This window comes from Gilliamella sp. wkB112, assembly GCF_001690685.1.
Lineage (GTDB): Bacteria > Pseudomonadota > Gammaproteobacteria > Enterobacterales > Orbaceae > Gilliamella > Gilliamella apicola_J.
On record NZ_LZGL01000018.1, the window covers coordinates 20,779 to 36,439 of the forward strand.

Annotated in this window: 18 protein-coding genes and 3 pseudogenes; 2 read left to right on the forward strand and 19 right to left on the reverse strand. The window is 32.6% G+C overall.

All coding sequences use genetic code 11. From position 1 onward, the window contains the following. Positions 1 to 2: 2 nt before the first annotated feature. The 15 genes and pseudogenes from A9G12_RS12450 to A9G12_RS09705 all read right to left on the reverse strand — a co-directional run bounded on the left by A9G12_RS12450 (position 3) and on the right by A9G12_RS09705 (position 9,255). Complete coding sequence (locus A9G12_RS12450; protein ID WP_442903483.1) at positions 3 to 437, reverse strand: DNA/RNA non-specific endonuclease; 435 nt, start codon at positions 435 to 437, stop codon at positions 3 to 5. Continuing rightward, a pseudogene (locus A9G12_RS12685) lies at positions 438 to 773 on the reverse strand (RHS repeat domain-containing protein); the annotation flags it as partial. A gap of 123 nt (positions 774 to 896) precedes the next feature. Beyond that, the gene (locus A9G12_RS09655) at positions 897 to 1,169 is read right to left on the reverse strand and encodes a hypothetical protein (protein ID WP_065565644.1); all 273 of its coding nucleotides are present in this window, start codon (positions 1,167 to 1,169) and stop codon (positions 897 to 899) included. Between the two features lie 8 nt (positions 1,170 to 1,177). Continuing rightward, complete coding sequence (locus A9G12_RS09660; protein WP_065565645.1) at positions 1,178 to 2,041, reverse strand: RHS repeat-associated core domain-containing protein; 864 nt, start codon at positions 2,039 to 2,041, stop codon at positions 1,178 to 1,180. A 166-nt stretch (positions 2,042 to 2,207) separates the two neighbouring features. Beyond that, a complete protein-coding gene (locus tag A9G12_RS09665; protein WP_141674148.1) occupies positions 2,208 to 2,708 on the reverse strand; it encodes a hypothetical protein in 501 nt (166 codons plus the stop codon). A gap of 10 nt (positions 2,709 to 2,718) precedes the next feature. Continuing rightward, a complete protein-coding gene (locus A9G12_RS12510; protein ID WP_065565647.1) occupies positions 2,719 to 2,964 on the reverse strand; it encodes a hypothetical protein in 246 nt (81 codons plus the stop codon). A 152-nt stretch (positions 2,965 to 3,116) separates the two neighbouring features. Then, positions 3,117 to 3,276, reverse strand: a pseudogene (locus A9G12_RS12515) (RHS repeat-associated core domain-containing protein); the annotation flags it as partial. Between the two features lie 60 nt (positions 3,277 to 3,336). Beyond that, positions 3,337 to 3,780: an SMI1/KNR4 family protein gene (locus A9G12_RS09675; protein WP_065565648.1), complete on the reverse strand. Its 444-nt coding sequence runs from the start codon at positions 3,778 to 3,780 to the stop codon at positions 3,337 to 3,339. A gap of 110 nt (positions 3,781 to 3,890) precedes the next feature. Next, a complete protein-coding gene (locus A9G12_RS09680; protein ID WP_065565649.1) occupies positions 3,891 to 4,442 on the reverse strand; it encodes an SMI1/KNR4 family protein in 552 nt (183 codons plus the stop codon). A 6-nt stretch (positions 4,443 to 4,448) separates the two neighbouring features. Beyond that, on the reverse strand, positions 4,449 to 4,886 hold the full coding sequence (locus A9G12_RS12360) for a hypothetical protein (RefSeq protein WP_442903484.1): 438 nt from the start codon (positions 4,884 to 4,886) through the stop codon (positions 4,449 to 4,451). Continuing rightward, positions 4,860 to 4,992: pseudogene (locus A9G12_RS12690) on the reverse strand (RHS repeat-associated core domain-containing protein); the annotation flags it as partial. The gene A9G12_RS12360 and the pseudogene A9G12_RS12690, both read right to left, overlap by 27 nt. Positions 4,993 to 5,019: 27 nt before the next feature. Beyond that, entirely contained in the window at positions 5,020 to 5,337 is a 318-nt protein-coding gene (locus A9G12_RS09690) for a hypothetical protein (RefSeq protein WP_065565651.1), read from the reverse strand. A 272-nt stretch (positions 5,338 to 5,609) separates the two neighbouring features. Further along, positions 5,610 to 6,275, reverse strand: a complete 666-nt coding sequence (locus A9G12_RS09695; protein WP_065565652.1) for an SMI1/KNR4 family protein — start codon at positions 6,273 to 6,275, stop codon at positions 5,610 to 5,612. 466 nt (positions 6,276 to 6,741) lie between these two features. Then, positions 6,742 to 7,935 carry an MFS transporter gene (locus A9G12_RS09700; protein WP_065565653.1) on the reverse strand — a complete coding sequence of 398 codons (1,194 nt, stop codon included), beginning with the start codon at positions 7,933 to 7,935 and terminating at the stop codon, positions 6,742 to 6,744. Positions 7,936 to 8,349: 414 nt separating this feature from the next. Next, entirely contained in the window at positions 8,350 to 9,255 is a 906-nt protein-coding gene (locus A9G12_RS09705; RefSeq protein ID WP_065565654.1) for a DMT family transporter, read from the reverse strand. 268 nt (positions 9,256 to 9,523) lie between these two features. Between A9G12_RS09705 and A9G12_RS09710 the strand changes: the two genes are divergently transcribed. Then, the gene (locus A9G12_RS09710; RefSeq protein ID WP_065565655.1) at positions 9,524 to 10,414 is read left to right on the forward strand and encodes a LysR family transcriptional regulator; all 891 of its coding nucleotides are present in this window, start codon (positions 9,524 to 9,526) and stop codon (positions 10,412 to 10,414) included. A 78-nt stretch (positions 10,415 to 10,492) separates the two neighbouring features. Here the strand turns inward: A9G12_RS09710 and A9G12_RS09715 are convergent, their stop codons facing one another. Beyond that, positions 10,493 to 10,870, reverse strand: coding sequence for a carboxymuconolactone decarboxylase family protein (locus A9G12_RS09715; RefSeq protein WP_065565656.1), 378 nt, complete (start codon positions 10,868 to 10,870; stop codon positions 10,493 to 10,495). A 189-nt stretch (positions 10,871 to 11,059) separates the two neighbouring features. Further along, positions 11,060 to 12,070 carry an SDR family oxidoreductase gene (locus A9G12_RS09720; RefSeq protein ID WP_065565657.1) on the reverse strand — a complete coding sequence of 337 codons (1,011 nt, stop codon included), beginning with the start codon at positions 12,068 to 12,070 and terminating at the stop codon, positions 11,060 to 11,062. A 162-nt stretch (positions 12,071 to 12,232) separates the two neighbouring features. On the opposite strand from A9G12_RS09720, the gene A9G12_RS09725 reads away from it, so the two are divergent. After that, a complete protein-coding gene (locus A9G12_RS09725) occupies positions 12,233 to 12,832 on the forward strand; it encodes a TetR/AcrR family transcriptional regulator (protein ID WP_065565658.1) in 600 nt (199 codons plus the stop codon). Between the two features lie 56 nt (positions 12,833 to 12,888). Here A9G12_RS09725 and A9G12_RS09730 read toward each other — a convergent pair whose 3' ends face one another. Both A9G12_RS09730 and A9G12_RS09735 read right to left on the reverse strand, forming a co-directional pair. Next, a complete protein-coding gene (locus tag A9G12_RS09730) occupies positions 12,889 to 13,941 on the reverse strand; it encodes a hypothetical protein (protein ID WP_065565659.1) in 1,053 nt (350 codons plus the stop codon). Between the two features lie 83 nt (positions 13,942 to 14,024). After that, positions 14,025 to 15,059: a hypothetical protein gene (locus tag A9G12_RS09735; RefSeq protein ID WP_065565660.1), complete on the reverse strand. Its 1,035-nt coding sequence runs from the start codon at positions 15,057 to 15,059 to the stop codon at positions 14,025 to 14,027. Positions 15,060 to 15,661 lie beyond the last annotated feature (602 nt).

Genomic DNA, 15,661 nt, shown 5'->3' on the forward strand with positions numbered 1-15,661 from the left:
CATTAATTAGAGCTAGTGGGAAGAGGCTTGCTAAAACTTTCATCAAATACACTAATCCCGTTATCATACACTTTATAGTCTATTCGTGTCGGCCTAGTTCCACCATTATCATAATGATATGTTTGCTCAAATGTTACGCTATTACCTGTATCTCTCACATAATCTGCAACCTTACCTTCAAATACTTGGAAAGTACCCCTGTTTGTATGTGGATCTTGAGGGAAAACATAGTCTTTTCCACCACTTCCACCTAATTGGTTTCCTCTAGTGTGTCCAGCATCGTCTGTAGCAGCCCCCATTGACCTCGCATAATCTCTAGAGCTTTTATTAGTTGCTGTTCCTCCATTTGCTACATCATCTGGAGTGATAGTACCTTTTACATTAGTGATTTCATTATTTTTACCTCTAGTGATCTCATCTCTTGAGCTTGCACATATTTTTTTCAATCCCCAAGGATCAATCCAACTAACAGGATTAGGGGCATACTGATAAAGGTTATTACCACCCAGTAGTCCTATCGGATCAGGCTGGGTAAATCTACCTATATCAGGGTCAAAGTATCTAAAGGTATTATAGTGTAGTCCTGTTTCTCTATCTAGATATTGGCCTTGGTATCTTAAATTTTGGTCAAAGTTACTTCGGCTTTCTTTCCATTTTTTTTCAGCATTCCCCCAGATTTTGTATTCTGCTTGCCAAATACTATTGCCTTGGCTGTCGGTAAGTTGTTCAGGGAGCCCTGCTAGGTTGTTATGGAAGTAGCTTATTTTTCTTTTTCTTTTTCTTTTTCTTTTTCTTGTACACTCTCTAAGAATAGTAACAAGTCCCCAAGTAACTATCCATTACATTTCTACAGAATTTGGTTATTAAATTCTACATGGATATATTTTCTTTAAGTTTTAAATGTTATTATTTTTACTTTTTATTATTCTCATCCAATCCTTGAATTCATTTCTTAAAAATTCGTTATTGACTAAATTCATTTTTTTTTCTAAATAGTTATATATCTCTTTGTCTCCCAAGTCACAAACGTATAAGTTTATTGCATCAACAATATCATTTTCATAAGAATCAATAGCATAAACGTATAAATCAATCATCTCTTTTAATGCTTTATTTCTATCTTTATGAAAATCTTTTTCTATAATATCGTATTTTTCACGTATACTCATTTTACCTCCTAGTTATATGGAGAACGGCCTTTACCCATTGGTATATGCACATCTTGATTATGATTAGGATTACTTGCTTTAGTAGATGTTCCACCTGATGCTGTGTGTCTTCCAGAAACAGTAGATGGAGGATAATTTCCTCCTGAAACACTACTGGTTGGAACTGTCTCAATGTGGGTATGCGGAACTTCATCTGCATATCCTAAAGCAGGATTACGTACCTTAGCTGGATCCATTCTTACAGATACAGTATTTCCATCAGGTAATGATTTTGTCCAAACTTCTCCTCCGCTGTTTGCAGGTGTGCTTGTGTATCCTCTATTTTTTAATATCTGTCTTATTTGTCCAGTTTTTTTTCCTGTAAAATCTGGTAATGAACTAACCTCTTCAGAAGCATTTAGTGCTTTTCTAAATCTTCCTTTATCATCTCTCAATCTATTACAAGCCCATCCCCAAGGATCAATCCAACTAACAGGATTAGGGGCATACTGGTAAAGGTTATTACCACCTAGTAATCCTATCGGATCAGGTTGCGTAAATCTACCTATATCGGGGTCAAAGTATCTAAAGGTATTATAGTGTAACCCTGTTTCTCTATCTAGGTACTGCCCTTGGTATCTTAAATTTTGATCAAAGTTGCTTCGGCTTTCTTTCCATTCTTTTTCAGCATTTCCCCAGATTTTGTATTCTGCCTGCCAAATACTATTGCCTTGGCTGTCGGTGAGTTGTTCGGGAAGCCCTGCTAGGTTGTTATGGAAATAGCTGATTTTTTCTTCGCCTGGTGTCCCTTCTATTCTTGCCAGTGGGTTGTAACCATTGTCGTAGATGTAGTAACTAGTAATTCCATTTTGTTTTTCTCCCAGTAAGCGCATTCCTTGCCAATAGAATTCTGTTTTAGCGATAGGTATCTCTGAATCTCGAGCAAGATAGATAGCTTTTTCTATGCGCCGTCCTATGGGGTCGTATTTGAAGCGGATGTATTTGGTTTGGGCATGTTGGGTATGTTTTATTTCAGTTATACGGTGTTCTGTTACTTAGTTATAATTTTTCTAAATAGCTAAACCCATCAAGACTATCAGTATAACCAACTGCCTTAAGGTCTTGCTTAAGATTTCTCAGCAAATTATCCCACTCATTCACAAAATGAGTTTTATTAACCAATACTTGATATAAATCAGGATCGATTTCATTTATTATTTTATTAGAAAAAATACTATTACTATTCCATTTTGCATTAATCCTAATCTGCTCTGTTTTATATAGAGTAAAATCCCATTTTGCTGTAAAGGTACTTGATAAAAAATTTATATAAAATTCTTTTTCTTTATTCGTCTTGATAAGAACTAACATTTTAATAATATCATTATAAATTTCACTCAAATCTCCTTTTTTACTCAAAGGAACTAGGTAATTATTCCAATTTAATGTAAAGCTATCACTATACTCTAAATATATTGTATATATTGCTTCTGATACTGTTGAGTCTTCACTATCTAACCTACCTAATTCAACAGAATTATTAAAATCAATATTAAACATCTCGATTCTCTTATTCAAAACCATTAAAAATGGGGCCTGCAGTTTTAGAGTCAATAGGAAATCCATGAAAGGTTCCATTGCCATTATTTCTCACCCTTATCATGTCAGGAATACTTGTGCTACCATCAGGATTAAATACTACCGAAGTACTCCCTGAGTTGATTGGGAAGTCAGCCATTTGTCCAGGTTCCAAAGTTGCGGCTTTACTGCCAGCATACTCTAAATCCGCCTTACTACCCCACTTTCCTTGAGGCATAGGGGGTCTTCCTGTCCTAGCGGCTTGATCTCTAGCCCGTTTTAAAGCATCAGCTTGTGTCCACTTTATCCCATGAGGTTTTCCTCTTAAATACCCAGGTTCAGGCTTTAAAGGTTTTGGTTCTTCTGAAACATTGCTACCACCACAAGGCTTTTTAGCCCAACCCCAAGGATCAATCCAAGCAATAGGATTAGGGGCATACTGGTAAAGGTTATTACCACCTAGTAATCCTATCGGATCAGGTTGCGTAAATCTACCTATATCGGGGTCAAAGTATCTAAAGGTATTATGGTGTAACCCTGTTTCTCTATCATAGAGGTTTGGGCTATTTTCCGAGACCTAGTAAGGCGTCATCTCCATATATTTTATGCTTTAACCTTTGAGATAATCTATTAAATAGTCCATAAATGAACCACTTACCAGACTGCTTTCTTTCGTTACAGGATCAATTAAAACCAACGGTGCTTCTTGAAGATCATTAAACTTAGAAGTGTCAATACATAATATATAATCTCCGTTTTGAAAGTCTAATGCTATATATTGATCTGGTAAACCTTCATCCACTCTTAAATATTTTGTATATGATACTACATCACCTGTAATATTAACTTGTTCAGGCTCTAACCCAGCAAAAGACCGCCCATCAATTTCTATTGTGCCAAATTTTTCTAAAAATAAGATATATGATTTTGGAAATCGGACACCTAGCAAAATTTCTGCTTTTTCTATGGTTTGAAAGCTTACAGGTTGCCCTATATTTATTTCAGCGCCATCATTAATATTTTTTTCAATTAACGTATTTAATTCATTGATCATATTAAAAATCCATTGCTCTTGTTTTCCAATAATTTTGCCTAAACCTATTATAAGCCCTTAAACAATTCCCATTAGAAAAAATGAAGAGTGATTTATTTATCCAAAATTATTTACTCTGCTAATTTAAGCCAGAAGTTAATATCTTTTGAATTTACTGCTTTTGATACATTATTGGCTATGATTTTTGTATTATCTGTATTATTTCTTTGTAAAAAGATAGTTCCAATACCACGAAAAAATAAAATAAAGTCAGATGATATTATTTTTGCATCATTCCAATTTATTTCAGAAGAAAAAGCACTAATACTCTCCTTTTCAGTATCTAACATAATTGTATATGGATCTGATATAGCAATGACAATTTTATTATTTGGTCGCTCTCCTTTTCCCCACCAAACACTATGATTAATAACTAATAAATCTTTTAAATAATCGCCAGAACTACCAAATACTATCGGACCAAGTGTAAAACTACCAAAGTTATACTGGCTAATTAAGAATAAGAATTTATCTGGAAACGTTACTTCCAATTGTTTTTCTATCACTTTGATATCATGGATATTTGTTTTTTTTTCAATAAGTCGAAAACCATTTATCATTGGCTCTAATGGTAAAAAAACTTTATCCAAACCATCTTTAATATTTTCTATTGATAAAAGCATATAACCTCACTTTGTATGCCAAATACCACCACTACCCACATGTGTCTTACCTGGTACAGGTATTACATACTGCCCGAAATCCACATGATGATGTATTAATACATCTCCTTTATAATTAGCATGTTCAGGAAACATTCTTATCCACGTATCATCAATTCTTGGTGAAACTTTTAATGTAGAGTAGTTCTCACTTAAATATTTATTACTTGCACTTAATGATTCTGGCTGTAATTGACTCCATTGTTCCCAAAATTGTTGAGTATTATGAATGCCACCTTTAGATGTAATATCCCCACTAGTAAACATATGAGAGTCTATCGAGTATCTAGGATCAGGTCTCCCAGGATTTTTTGGATCAATACGAGTCTGATACGGGTTTGTATTTTCATCACTACCTCCACCGCAAGGTCTTTTAGCCCATCCCCAAGGATCAATCCAACTAATAGGATTAGGGGCATACTGATAAAGGTTATTACAACTTAACAATCCTATCGGGTCGGGTAAATTTACCTATATCAGGGGCACAATATCTAACTGGACTTAAATGTAAAATTACTTTTTATATCTTAAAGATTTTTTAATCTTCAATTAAATTATTGTTTTTATCATAAGTTGGAGCATCATATCTTATTTTAAGATACTGACTTGCTTCATTTTTAGTTGGTAACCAATTATTTCCTCTAACTTCCCACAGACAAATTAAACCAAGAAGCTCTATTGGATCAGTAGCACTAAAATATAGATTATCTTTTTGGGCATCAAACTGATATAAACAATCTGTATCATCATCAGATAAATAGTGCACTGAAACATCTATTTGATAACCTTTAGTCTGTATAGCATAAAAACATGCCGCTTCTGTATTCCCTGCAATTCTAATACTAATTTTAGACATTTGGCATATCTCCTAAACTATCGACATTTAGATATTTGGTTTTCTGTTACTTCTCCATGTACAAGTAGCTCATTATTTCTCTTCATGTTCTGGTACACATTATTTGCTTCTCTACTAACTTTTTTATTAGTATCATTTGCTGTAATAACCCTAGCCTCCTCTGCTATTATTATCCGGGTTTTCCTGAATTAGCTAAATCTTCTGTAGATACTTTATATAGATTACTACCAAATTTATCAGCTCCTTGATTTTGTTCACTTCCTGATTTTCTATTACAGTAGATTTTCTTTTTTCAACAAAGCTAACAGTTCTTTTCCTTTTTCAGAAAGTTCTAATTTTTTCAAATATATTTTCACTCGATTCTGAGTATCATTTGAAAAAAATAGCTTAGGATTTTTAAAAAAAATATTGAGAACTTGATCTGGAAAAGGCACTGTTGTATCCAAATATACATCATACTTTACTTCTGTTTTTTCCTCGGCATCAGTATTTATAGTGATTAATTTTAAAAAACTGTCAAATGATACAGCTATTAAAGGTAGTGTTACGTTTTGTTGTTGATAGGTATTAGGGGCTTTGTCAAAATATAAATCATTTATTTCATGATTCCAGTGATATATTTTACCTTTAGAATCTATACAAGCTATATCCCCTGAGTTAATTGCAGCAACAGGTAAATAGTTTGAGGGAATTCTATGTTTATAAAAAAGACTAACAGCCTCAATATCTTCCTGTTTTTGTTTTGAGAAACCAAATATCATTTCAATTGAAATGGTATTTTTTTTTAATTTAAGATCATAATTTTCATCAAACTCGATAACATTAAATCTTCTTAAAAATTTCAAATAGCTTTTGCTAAGTTTTATTTGAGTGATTGTTTCAATTTTATCAAAAAGTCCATCTATATTTTGAGGCACCTTATATTTTGATACAAACATATTTAACTCCTGAACTTAACTATGAATCAGTACTGATAATTAAAAGCATAATAATATAATGCCATTATTCATCATAGTGATTGAGGCTATTTCCCGCGACCTAATAAGATCCCATCCCCACATATCTCATATGTTTTAAGCATTGAGATAGTCTATTAAATAATCTATAAATGAATTACTTACCAAACAGCTTTCCTTCGTTACCGGGTCAACTAAAACTAACGGAGCTTCTTGAAGATCATTAAACTTAGAAGTATCAATACATAATATGTAATCTCCATCTTGGAAGTCTAATGTAAATAAACCTGCCTGCTTGCATCTTATTACTTTTTTACTTTGTTTATTCTATTCTCATGGATTAATCCAAGCAACTAAATTAATAGCATGCAGGTAAAGCTTGGATTTACCATTTAAAACAATGGGATATTTAATTGAAAACCCTTCTATCTGTGGTTTATGTTTCTGGTTATTTTTTTATTAACTTCATTCCCAACCACGCCAAAGCTACATTAACTAATGTCAAACTAATACATGCAAAAATTACTCCATACCAATTTAGATTTTCATAAAGAATACCTAACATATAGGTACCAATACTGCCTCCAGCCAAGCAAGAGAGTAAATATAAAGATGAAATGGCTCCACGTGAATTTATTGGTACAATTTGATTAAGTAATGAAATGACAATTGGTTGAATACCAAAAACAAAAAGAAATAAACCAAAAATACCCAGTGCAATACAAAATAAGTTTAGACTGAATCCAATTGTGATGACGGCTGCACTCACGCATAATAGGCAAATAATTAATAACTTCTTATCACTAACCGTTTGCGACAATTTACCAGTAATTGTGGCACCAATAACGGCACTTATACCGGCAAAGTTTAACCATCCTAGCACGGTTGATGAAAGATAAAATGGCGCACCTTTTAGATAAAAGGTTAAAAATGAAGATAGTCCAAGATAAACAAAAAATAATAAAAAACCGACCATTAAAAATATAATCACTTTGATATTAAGTAGTAATTTTGCCGCCGCTAAATAAATGTTAGCAATACTAACATTAGCATTAGAAGTATTATTACTGTTGTTTATGCCAAAAGGAATAAATAAGCAGGCAAACAAAATAAAACCCGCATAAATAATAAAAGCCAACTGCCAAGACCAAAGATCAGCCATCATAGCAACAATACTACGACTAAAAATAATACCTACAATTGAAGCCGAAAGCATTACTCCCATGGCTTGGGGTAATTTTTCATTGGGCGTATTTTTGGCTGTATAGGCAAATAAAGCTGCAGGCACTGATGCAGCAAAAAAACCGGTCAAAGACATCATAAATAAATGTATTTGGAATGAATCCGCCACACTGGCTATAACTAAGCAGAAGATTGTCCCAATACAACCAAATAATACTAATAATCTAGTAGCGACTCTATCTGATAAGGGACCATAAATGAAAAATGAAATTGCATAGAAAAAACAAGATAAACTGAAAACAAACCTTGCATCCAAGATATTTATATTAAAGCTTTTGGATATTTCTTGGAAAATCAGTTGACTTATATAGACCGAACCAACCAACAGCACAATTAATGCAGCGGATATGAAAATACTAGTATTTGCTTGTTTTACTACGGGAATAGTATTTGATTCCATAATCTGAATTCCTTTTTAAATTGCGAGTAATACTCATCGCTGCATTTTAACCATCGCAAAATATCAAGGCATAACGCTAGTATTAAGTTTACTAAAATTAATTATTGCAGATGAAAACTAAAATACGCTAATCAACCATACTAATAGAGGAAAAATGCAGAAATAGAAAATAAAGGTATTAACTAAAGGTTTGCAAGAATAAAACAAAAACCAACAATACCAAAATACTTATTTTGCGATATGAAATTAATATCAAACTGCATTTAAATAATGATACATAAGTATTTAGTAAATCGCTGGCTAAGTTATTAAAAACTGAATTTAATCACTATTACAGATTAAATTCATTAAATACTGTGACCAATTAATCACACTACTTTACAATTAGGCAATCATAACTTTATCAAAGAGAATTTAACTATTTTTTATCATTATCCTATAAGCACCTGTGGCATAAATTACCCCGCCAATCACCAAAACGGCACCTACTAGTTGTAATACATTTGGAATTAAGCCTGTTATTAAAGCAAGCAACATCGTAAAAACTGGGACTAAATTAAAAAATACAGATGTAGTAGCAGCACCTAGTTCTTTTATGCCAACATTCCAGAATAAATAAGCTAAAACTGAGCCAGCTATTGCCATATAAATAAGAATCATATGATTAGATAGAGTAATGTTTTCAAAATTTGGTGCCAAACCACCATGACAAACTGAATATAATACTATGCCCATTGTACCAAATAACATCGTAAAACTGGTTGTTTGTAATGGGGTTGAGTTGGAGATAAATTTACGACAACCAACGGTATAAATCGCCCAAGCTAAATTACCTAATAAGATAATTAAATCTCCACCACTGAATTGTAATTTGATGATATTTGTTATATTGCCATTACTGATCACCAAAACCACACCAACTAAACTAATTAACATCCCTACCCTTTGTGACCAAGTTACTTGATGTTTATCTATGATTGAGGCAATTAACGCGGTAGTTACTGGCGAAGTTGCCATAATAAGAGCACCATTAATCGCCGAGGTGGTTTGCAACCCAATAAAGAACGCTAAATTAAACCCTGTAATACCACATAACCCTAGTAGAATGAATGCAAGCCAATTTAATTTAAATGCAACTATATTATTTTTAGCCTTAATAACCATGTAAATAAAAATAACTAAACTAGCAATAATAAACCGTTCTGATGCGGCAATCAGAGGAGACATTTCTGCGACAACTGTCACACCAGCATTAAAATTAGATCCCCAAAAAAAAGTAGATAATGTAACCAGCAACAATGCCATTTGGCGATTTTTCATTTTAATCTCCATTATATCTAAAATAAGACATCTAAGATTATTGAAGCTATCAGTAATTCTTGTTGGAGAATTAATTCCAAATATAAAATTACGGCAACATCACTACTCTTGGGTGCTTATGATTTTTATGGTTCCGTAATGCTAATATTTGATTCAATGCCTCATTATAATTTGAGTCAACTTAGATGATTATTAGTAAACTGAGTTCAATTTTATTTTCATTTCATTTATAGTACAATAAACAAAATAACAACATTAAATTCCAAAAATGAAACTATCTTTTGATGATCTCATAATTTTTATTAACGTAATTAAAGAAGGCAGTATTGTTAAAGCTGCTAAAAAACTCTCAATACCGTCACCGACCATAAGCAGACGTTTAACGCAATTAGAACAAGCCATTGGTGGTCTTTTGATGTATAGGAGTAGTAGGAAGATCACTCTTACCACATTAGGTCAAATGTATATGGCTAAATTTACTAACTTAGTTGATGAATTCATTGAAGCCGCAGAAAATCTAGATGATTATCACCAAAAATTATGTGGAACCATTAAAGTAACCACACCAATTAGCTTAACCCATCAATGGTTTGGTAAATGTATTTACTCATTTAAGAAAGAGTATCCAGACATAAAAATAGATTTAATGGCAACTAATAAATTTGTTGATTTAGCTGATATGAACATTGATATTGCAATTAGAGTTGGCGATCTAGCCGATAGTGATTGGATCGCTAAAAGGCTATTGGTATCGAAAAATATATTATGTACCTCTAAAGAATATTTACAACAAATAGGTGGTTGTACAAATCCTGCTGATTTATTGGATAAAAATTTGATTAATATTAGCAATAATCTAAGTTGGTCTTTAAAGAATACCAATAAACCCGAATACTACGAAGTCCGTGCTAATCCCTGCTTAGTTATGGACGATACTGAACTTATCATAGATGCTGCGAAAGCAGGAATGGGGATCTGTTTTGTACCATCGCAATTTGTCAAAAATAGCCTAGCTAATGGTGAATTAGTGCAAATTTTGCCGGATTGGATAGGTAACGCCAGATCAATCTATCTCATATTTAAGGACAGAAATTATCTACCTAACCGGGTGCGAGTTTTTAAAGAATACATTGAAAATTATGTTAATAAAAATCTCTAGGTATGAGCTAAATTATCACTAGTTTTTGGTGACGAAAATTTTATTTGTAGTAGCTCAAACCGGATCTAACAATTAGCTTCATTTTTTACGTTCTTTAAAAACATCATGAGCGGTTTTTAAAGCATTAGTTACTCGAGGGAAGCCAACATAAGGTAAACAGTGTACACAAATATCTAAAATTTGTTCTTCAGTTAATCCCGCATTTAAACCACCATGCATATGCATTCTTAGTTCATCTTGAACACAGCCTTGAGTAATTAAGGATGAAATTGTAACTAATTGTTTTTGCTGTAAAGATAAGCTATTGCGACTATAAATATCACCATAAGCAAAATCACAGATATATTCATCAAATTTAGTTGCTAATTTGGCGTTTTCTTTTAAACCATTAGCAACAAGTTCTCCATATAATTGCGCGATATTTTTCAGTCCATTTTCATGTCTTAATTTAGTCATCTTATACTCCCAATGAATTGTTCTAAGTGAATTTAAATATAGCATATTATAGTTGTTATAGCCTTCGATATTATGTTTTTAGGTAAAATGATTAAATGAATAACATAACCTATGACTAATAATACTTATCAATCAGAAGGAAAATCATAGGCTATGTTGCTTCCTTTTTAAAAAAGGAAGCGATAGTAATTAGGAAATATAATTATTTTGCTTATACCAAGTGACGGCATCTTTGAAGGTAGCTTCTAAAGGTCTAAATTCACAACCTAACTCTTTAGCACTTTTTTCATGACTAAAATGTGTACGTTGGTATTCTGTTCCGATTAATTTAACCGAAGAGTAACTAAGTAGAATTGGTTTACGGGTGATTAAATGATAGATTTCTTGCCCTAATGCAATAATTTTCAATAACCAAAATGGAATAAATTTAGTTGGCATCTTAATACCAGTCGTTTTTTCGAGTAATTCGAAAATATCTTTCATTTCCATATAACGCCCTGCTGCAAGGTATTTTTCACCACTTCGACCTTTTTCCAAAGACACAATGTGATGTTCAGCAACATCTCGGGCATCCACTACCGAAAAACTTGCTGGTAGAATACCCGGCATTTTGCCGGCAATATAATCTAAAATCAATTGCCCTGATGAAGTTGGTCCCATGTCAAATGGTCCATACATCCATGCAGGTAAAATAATTGTAGTAAACATATCAGGGTGTCTATTTAAAAACTCTTTAACTTTACGCTCGGCTAATATTTTGCTTTTATAATAGTTATCAGTACCTTCAAGTGGACGTTCCATGGTTTCATTAATCAACTGATTTTTTTCACCATAAAGTGTAGCTATCGAAGAGGTATACACGGCTTTACGAATTCCTGCTTTGTAAGCTGCTTCTAAAATTTGCTCTGTTCCCTTTACATTAGTATCAAAAAGCTCATCCCAGTGTTTTCCACCTTTATAGTTGTCTCTAAAAAAAGCGGCACAATGGAATAATGTATCACAACCTGATAAGTGGTCAGCAAACCCTTGGACATTAAGAATATCACCCTCAATAATTTCTACTAGTGGGTTTTGAAATAGTTTCTTAGCTTTATCCACAGATCTAGCCAGAATTTTAATTTTGACATTGCGCTCAATCAAATTTCTAACAATACTACTACCTAACAACCCCGTTCCACCAGTAACAAAGACTACGTTCATTATGAATACCCCTCTTTGAATAAGATAGCGATTTTAAATACCAAGCAAAATCCAGATACCAATTGGTATTTGTATTTAAGCATGATATATTAATACCTGTTAATTAACAATCTACTTTAAGTTAACTTTTAATAACATTTAAGAATATACAGAGCATTTGAAATGCAAAGAATGACAAGAGCACAACAGCAACAACAAACTAAAGAAATGTTATTTACGGCAGCAATGGAGCAAATAACTAAGTTTGGCTTTGAAAAAACCAGTATTAACTCAATAACAGAAGCTGCTGGTTTTTCTAAAGGTGCCTTTTTTTCTAATTTTGAAAATAAGTACGACTTGTTATTGCAACTTACAGAAAAGCTTAAGGATGAAGAAAGAACCCTATTAAAGTCATCACTTAATATTAATGATAAAAAACACACCATTTCTACTAATGGTTTAAATGCTTATTTTGACCATATAAAAAACAATACTGCTTGTGTTATTTTAGATATAGAAATGCAACTTATTGCTAGCAGGGATCCGCAATTTAAATCTTTTTATTACCAGTTCCAACAAGAAAATAATAAAGCATTAGGGGAAATAATTTGTAAAGTATTTGCTTTTAAAGGAGTCAAACCATCCTTGTCCCCTGAATCTTTAGCGCAAATATTTATCGCACTCACTGAAGGTTTGTTATTACAAAATGTCGACAATCCAGGAAAGCAAATTAAAGCTATATTAGAGGCACTCATTGAAAAGGATAATAAAAATTTAAAATAGTCACGATGTTGTTTACTGGTTAATTAGATGAAATTATTTTTTATTCCCATTTTGTTCTATTTATCAACTCCTATTCGTTCCATTTGTTGCTTAAATTGAAAGTAATACCTTGTATATCTTTCAACTACCTGCTGATAAGTTTCATAATGTTTATCATTGTTGGTTAACGTCGAATTAGGTTCTAAAGGAATACGCAAATGCTCTAACCTTAACGGGTTATTAGGAATACCTTCAGTATTAGGTGGTACCTCTTCAATAAAGGTCCAAATAGTAGGACTATCAATAGTATCTTGGCTTGTTTGAGTTTCTGTTTCCGAATTAAATGGGGGGATTAATCCATATTCTTTTGGCCCTAGAATAATTTTTTCCTGTGGGTAGGATATTTCTAATAACTTCCTTTCAGGTTTATCGCAGTAACACATAGGCATATAGTTATGTTCAGGCATCCATACCCCAGTTTGGGTAATAGGATTACCAGTAGGATAAGTTTCTGCCCAGTGAATTAAATAATTTGGATAGACTGCTGGCTCTATTAAACAACCTTGCACAAAAGGATCGTTTGCATCTTTGGCAACAAATACATCCCAATAATCACGCACTTTATTATCGAATAAATCCATAACAACAGATAATGCGGGGTTGCCCCCTCTATCACTGAGTAAATCATAAATACGGCTATCTAATCTAGAATCTTTTTTCAATAGGTCATTAATTTCACCTGGAGCATCAGCATCAATCCCTTGTGGTAGCGCATCATCAAAAAACAAACTTTCTGACGCAACTCGCATAAAACTACCAATTCCAATCAAAAAGTTGACCGATTGGTAAGGATATTTACGTTTAATAGTTACTTTTTCTTTAAGCTCCGATAACTTAGGACCTATAAAACGGTCGATAGCAAAATCCTGCCAAAAGTGATATAACGTTTTTTCTGATGACCAGCGCGAATATCGTTTTTTATTGAATTTGTCATACTCCATCACTTTATCGTAAATAGCCTGTAACGCCGATAAACAACGTTCACCATATTCTAAAGAATATAAATGATATAAATACCAAGCTTCTAGCTGACGGTATGGGTTTAGTAGTAATTCTATATTTTTACTCATGGTTTATTTCCATATATATTAACGCTTGTTTTGCTACAGAGATCGCCCAACACGTACATTATGAATAAAGATTTATACTCAATTTATTTTAAAGTATCCTTAATATTATGGTAAAAGTTTTTATATCTTTCAACTACCTCTTGATAAGTTTCATAATGTTTATCATTGTTAGTTAACGTCGAATCAGGTTCTAAAGGAATACGCAAATGCTCTAACCTTAGTGGGTTATTAGGAATACCTTCGGTATTAGGTGGAATTTCTTCAATAAAAGTCCAAATAGTAGGACTTCTCATATTGCCTTGACTTGTGCTAGTTTCAGTTTGATAGTTAAACGTTGGCGTTAAACCATATTCTTTTGGACCAAGAATAATTTTTTCCTGAGGATAAGATATTTCTAGGAATTCACCATCTGGTTTATCATAGTAATACATAGGCATATAATTATGCTCCGGCATCCATACTCCAGTTTGAGTAATAGGATTACCAGTAGGGAATGTTTCTGACCAGTGAATTAAATAATTGGGATAGACTGCTGGTTCGGTTAAACAACCTTGCACAAAAGGATTGCTTGCATCTTTGGCAACAAATACATCCCAATAATCCCGCACTTTATTATCGAATAGGTTTCTAACAACTGATAATATAGGGCATCCTCCCCTATCACTGATTAATTCTTGAATACGACCATCTAATCCAGAATCTTTTTTCAATAAGTCATTAATTTCACCAGGAGCATTAGCATCAATCCCTTGTGGTAGCGCATCATCAAAAAACAAACTATCCGACTTAACTCGCATAAAATCAGCGATTCCAATAGAGAAATTGACTGCTTGCAATGGATATTTACGTTTAATAGTTACTTTTTCTTTAAGTTCCGATAACTTAGGACCGATAAAGCGGTCGATAGCAAAATCCTGCCAAAAGTAATATAACGTTTTTTCTGATGACCAGCGCGAATATCGTTTTTTATTGAGTTTGTCATACTCCATCACTTTATCGTAAATAGCCTGCAACGCCGATAAACAACGCTCACCATATTCTAAAGAATATAAATGATATAAATACCAAGCTTCAAGCTGACGGTATGGGTTTAGTAGTAATTCTATATTTTTACTCATGGTTTATTAAAAAATATAATTAAAAAGGATCAATATGAATAAGCTATTGCCGCCACTAGAAAGATTTAAGTTCCCAGCCCCAAGTTTCGGAGCAACATACCTTATAATTTTTTTTTATCATAAAAATGATATTTTTCTCGTCTATCTATAGATTACAATAAACACTACTTAGCTAATTTTGTACCCATATGTATTTACCTCAAAAAGTTATCATTATGCTTGCTAATAAATCATACTGAAAAAAATATTTATGTAATATTATATGATCACATAACTTGTCAAGTTATAGAGCTTATATTCCATAAAATAATTATACAAGAATTAGTAAATCGATAGTAATAGTCCATCATATTCCACGAAAAAGAATCCAAAAATCGCTATAATATTTGGTATTAGCGATGAAAAATGGTGAGGAACAGCAGTATATGGGATTTATTAAGTTATTATCAGTATTTATATTAATAGATATGGTGCCTGTTACAAAGTCGGATATATTTAAAGAAGTTATTTACCAAAAGTATTTATGTTAATAAAAATTGATAAAAGCCCAAATGGTTCTTAAAATAATCCCTTACTTTGTATAAAATCAGCCATAAAAATAG

What these genes read in the sequence shown, in the direction of transcription:
- A9G12_RS09720 (WP_065565657.1), bottom strand. Translation starts at nt 12,070, where the DNA reads ATGAACGTAGTCTTTGTTACTGGTGGAACGGGGTTGTTAGGTAGTAGT.
- A9G12_RS09665 (WP_141674148.1), bottom strand. Translation starts at nt 2,708, where the DNA reads ATGTTTAATATTGATTTTAATAATTCTGTTGAATTAGGTAGGTTAGAT.
- A9G12_RS09715 (WP_065565656.1), bottom strand. Translation starts at nt 10,870, where the DNA reads ATGACTAAATTAAGACATGAAAATGGACTGAAAAATATCGCGCAATTA.
- A9G12_RS09710 (WP_065565655.1), top strand. Translation starts at nt 9,524, where the DNA reads ATGAAACTATCTTTTGATGATCTCATAATTTTTATTAACGTAATTAAA.
- A9G12_RS09735 (WP_065565660.1), bottom strand. Translation starts at nt 15,059, where the DNA reads ATGAGTAAAAATATAGAATTACTACTAAACCCATACCGTCAGCTTGAA.
- A9G12_RS09660 (WP_065565645.1), bottom strand. Translation starts at nt 2,041, where the DNA reads ATGCGCTTACTGGGAGAAAAACAAAATGGAATTACTAGTTACTACATC.
- A9G12_RS09700 (WP_065565653.1), bottom strand. Translation starts at nt 7,935, where the DNA reads ATGGAATCAAATACTATTCCCGTAGTAAAACAAGCAAATACTAGTATT.
- A9G12_RS09725 (WP_065565658.1), top strand. Translation starts at nt 12,233, where the DNA reads ATGCAAAGAATGACAAGAGCACAACAGCAACAACAAACTAAAGAAATG.
- A9G12_RS09655 (WP_065565644.1), bottom strand. Translation starts at nt 1,169, where the DNA reads ATGAGTATACGTGAAAAATACGATATTATAGAAAAAGATTTTCATAAA.
- A9G12_RS09680 (WP_065565649.1), bottom strand. Translation starts at nt 4,442, where the DNA reads ATGCTTTTATCAATAGAAAATATTAAAGATGGTTTGGATAAAGTTTTT.
- A9G12_RS12510 (WP_065565647.1), bottom strand. Translation starts at nt 2,964, where the DNA reads ATGCCTCAAGGAAAGTGGGGTAGTAAGGCGGATTTAGAGTATGCTGGC.
- A9G12_RS09675 (WP_065565648.1), bottom strand. Translation starts at nt 3,780, where the DNA reads ATGATCAATGAATTAAATACGTTAATTGAAAAAAATATTAATGATGGC.
- A9G12_RS09705 (WP_065565654.1), bottom strand. Translation starts at nt 9,255, where the DNA reads ATGAAAAATCGCCAAATGGCATTGTTGCTGGTTACATTATCTACTTTT.
- A9G12_RS09690 (WP_065565651.1), bottom strand. Translation starts at nt 5,337, where the DNA reads ATGTCTAAAATTAGTATTAGAATTGCAGGGAATACAGAAGCGGCATGT.
- A9G12_RS09730 (WP_065565659.1), bottom strand. Translation starts at nt 13,941, where the DNA reads ATGAGTAAAAATATAGAATTACTACTAAACCCATACCGTCAGCTAGAA.
- A9G12_RS09695 (WP_065565652.1), bottom strand. Translation starts at nt 6,275, where the DNA reads ATGTTTGTATCAAAATATAAGGTGCCTCAAAATATAGATGGACTTTTT.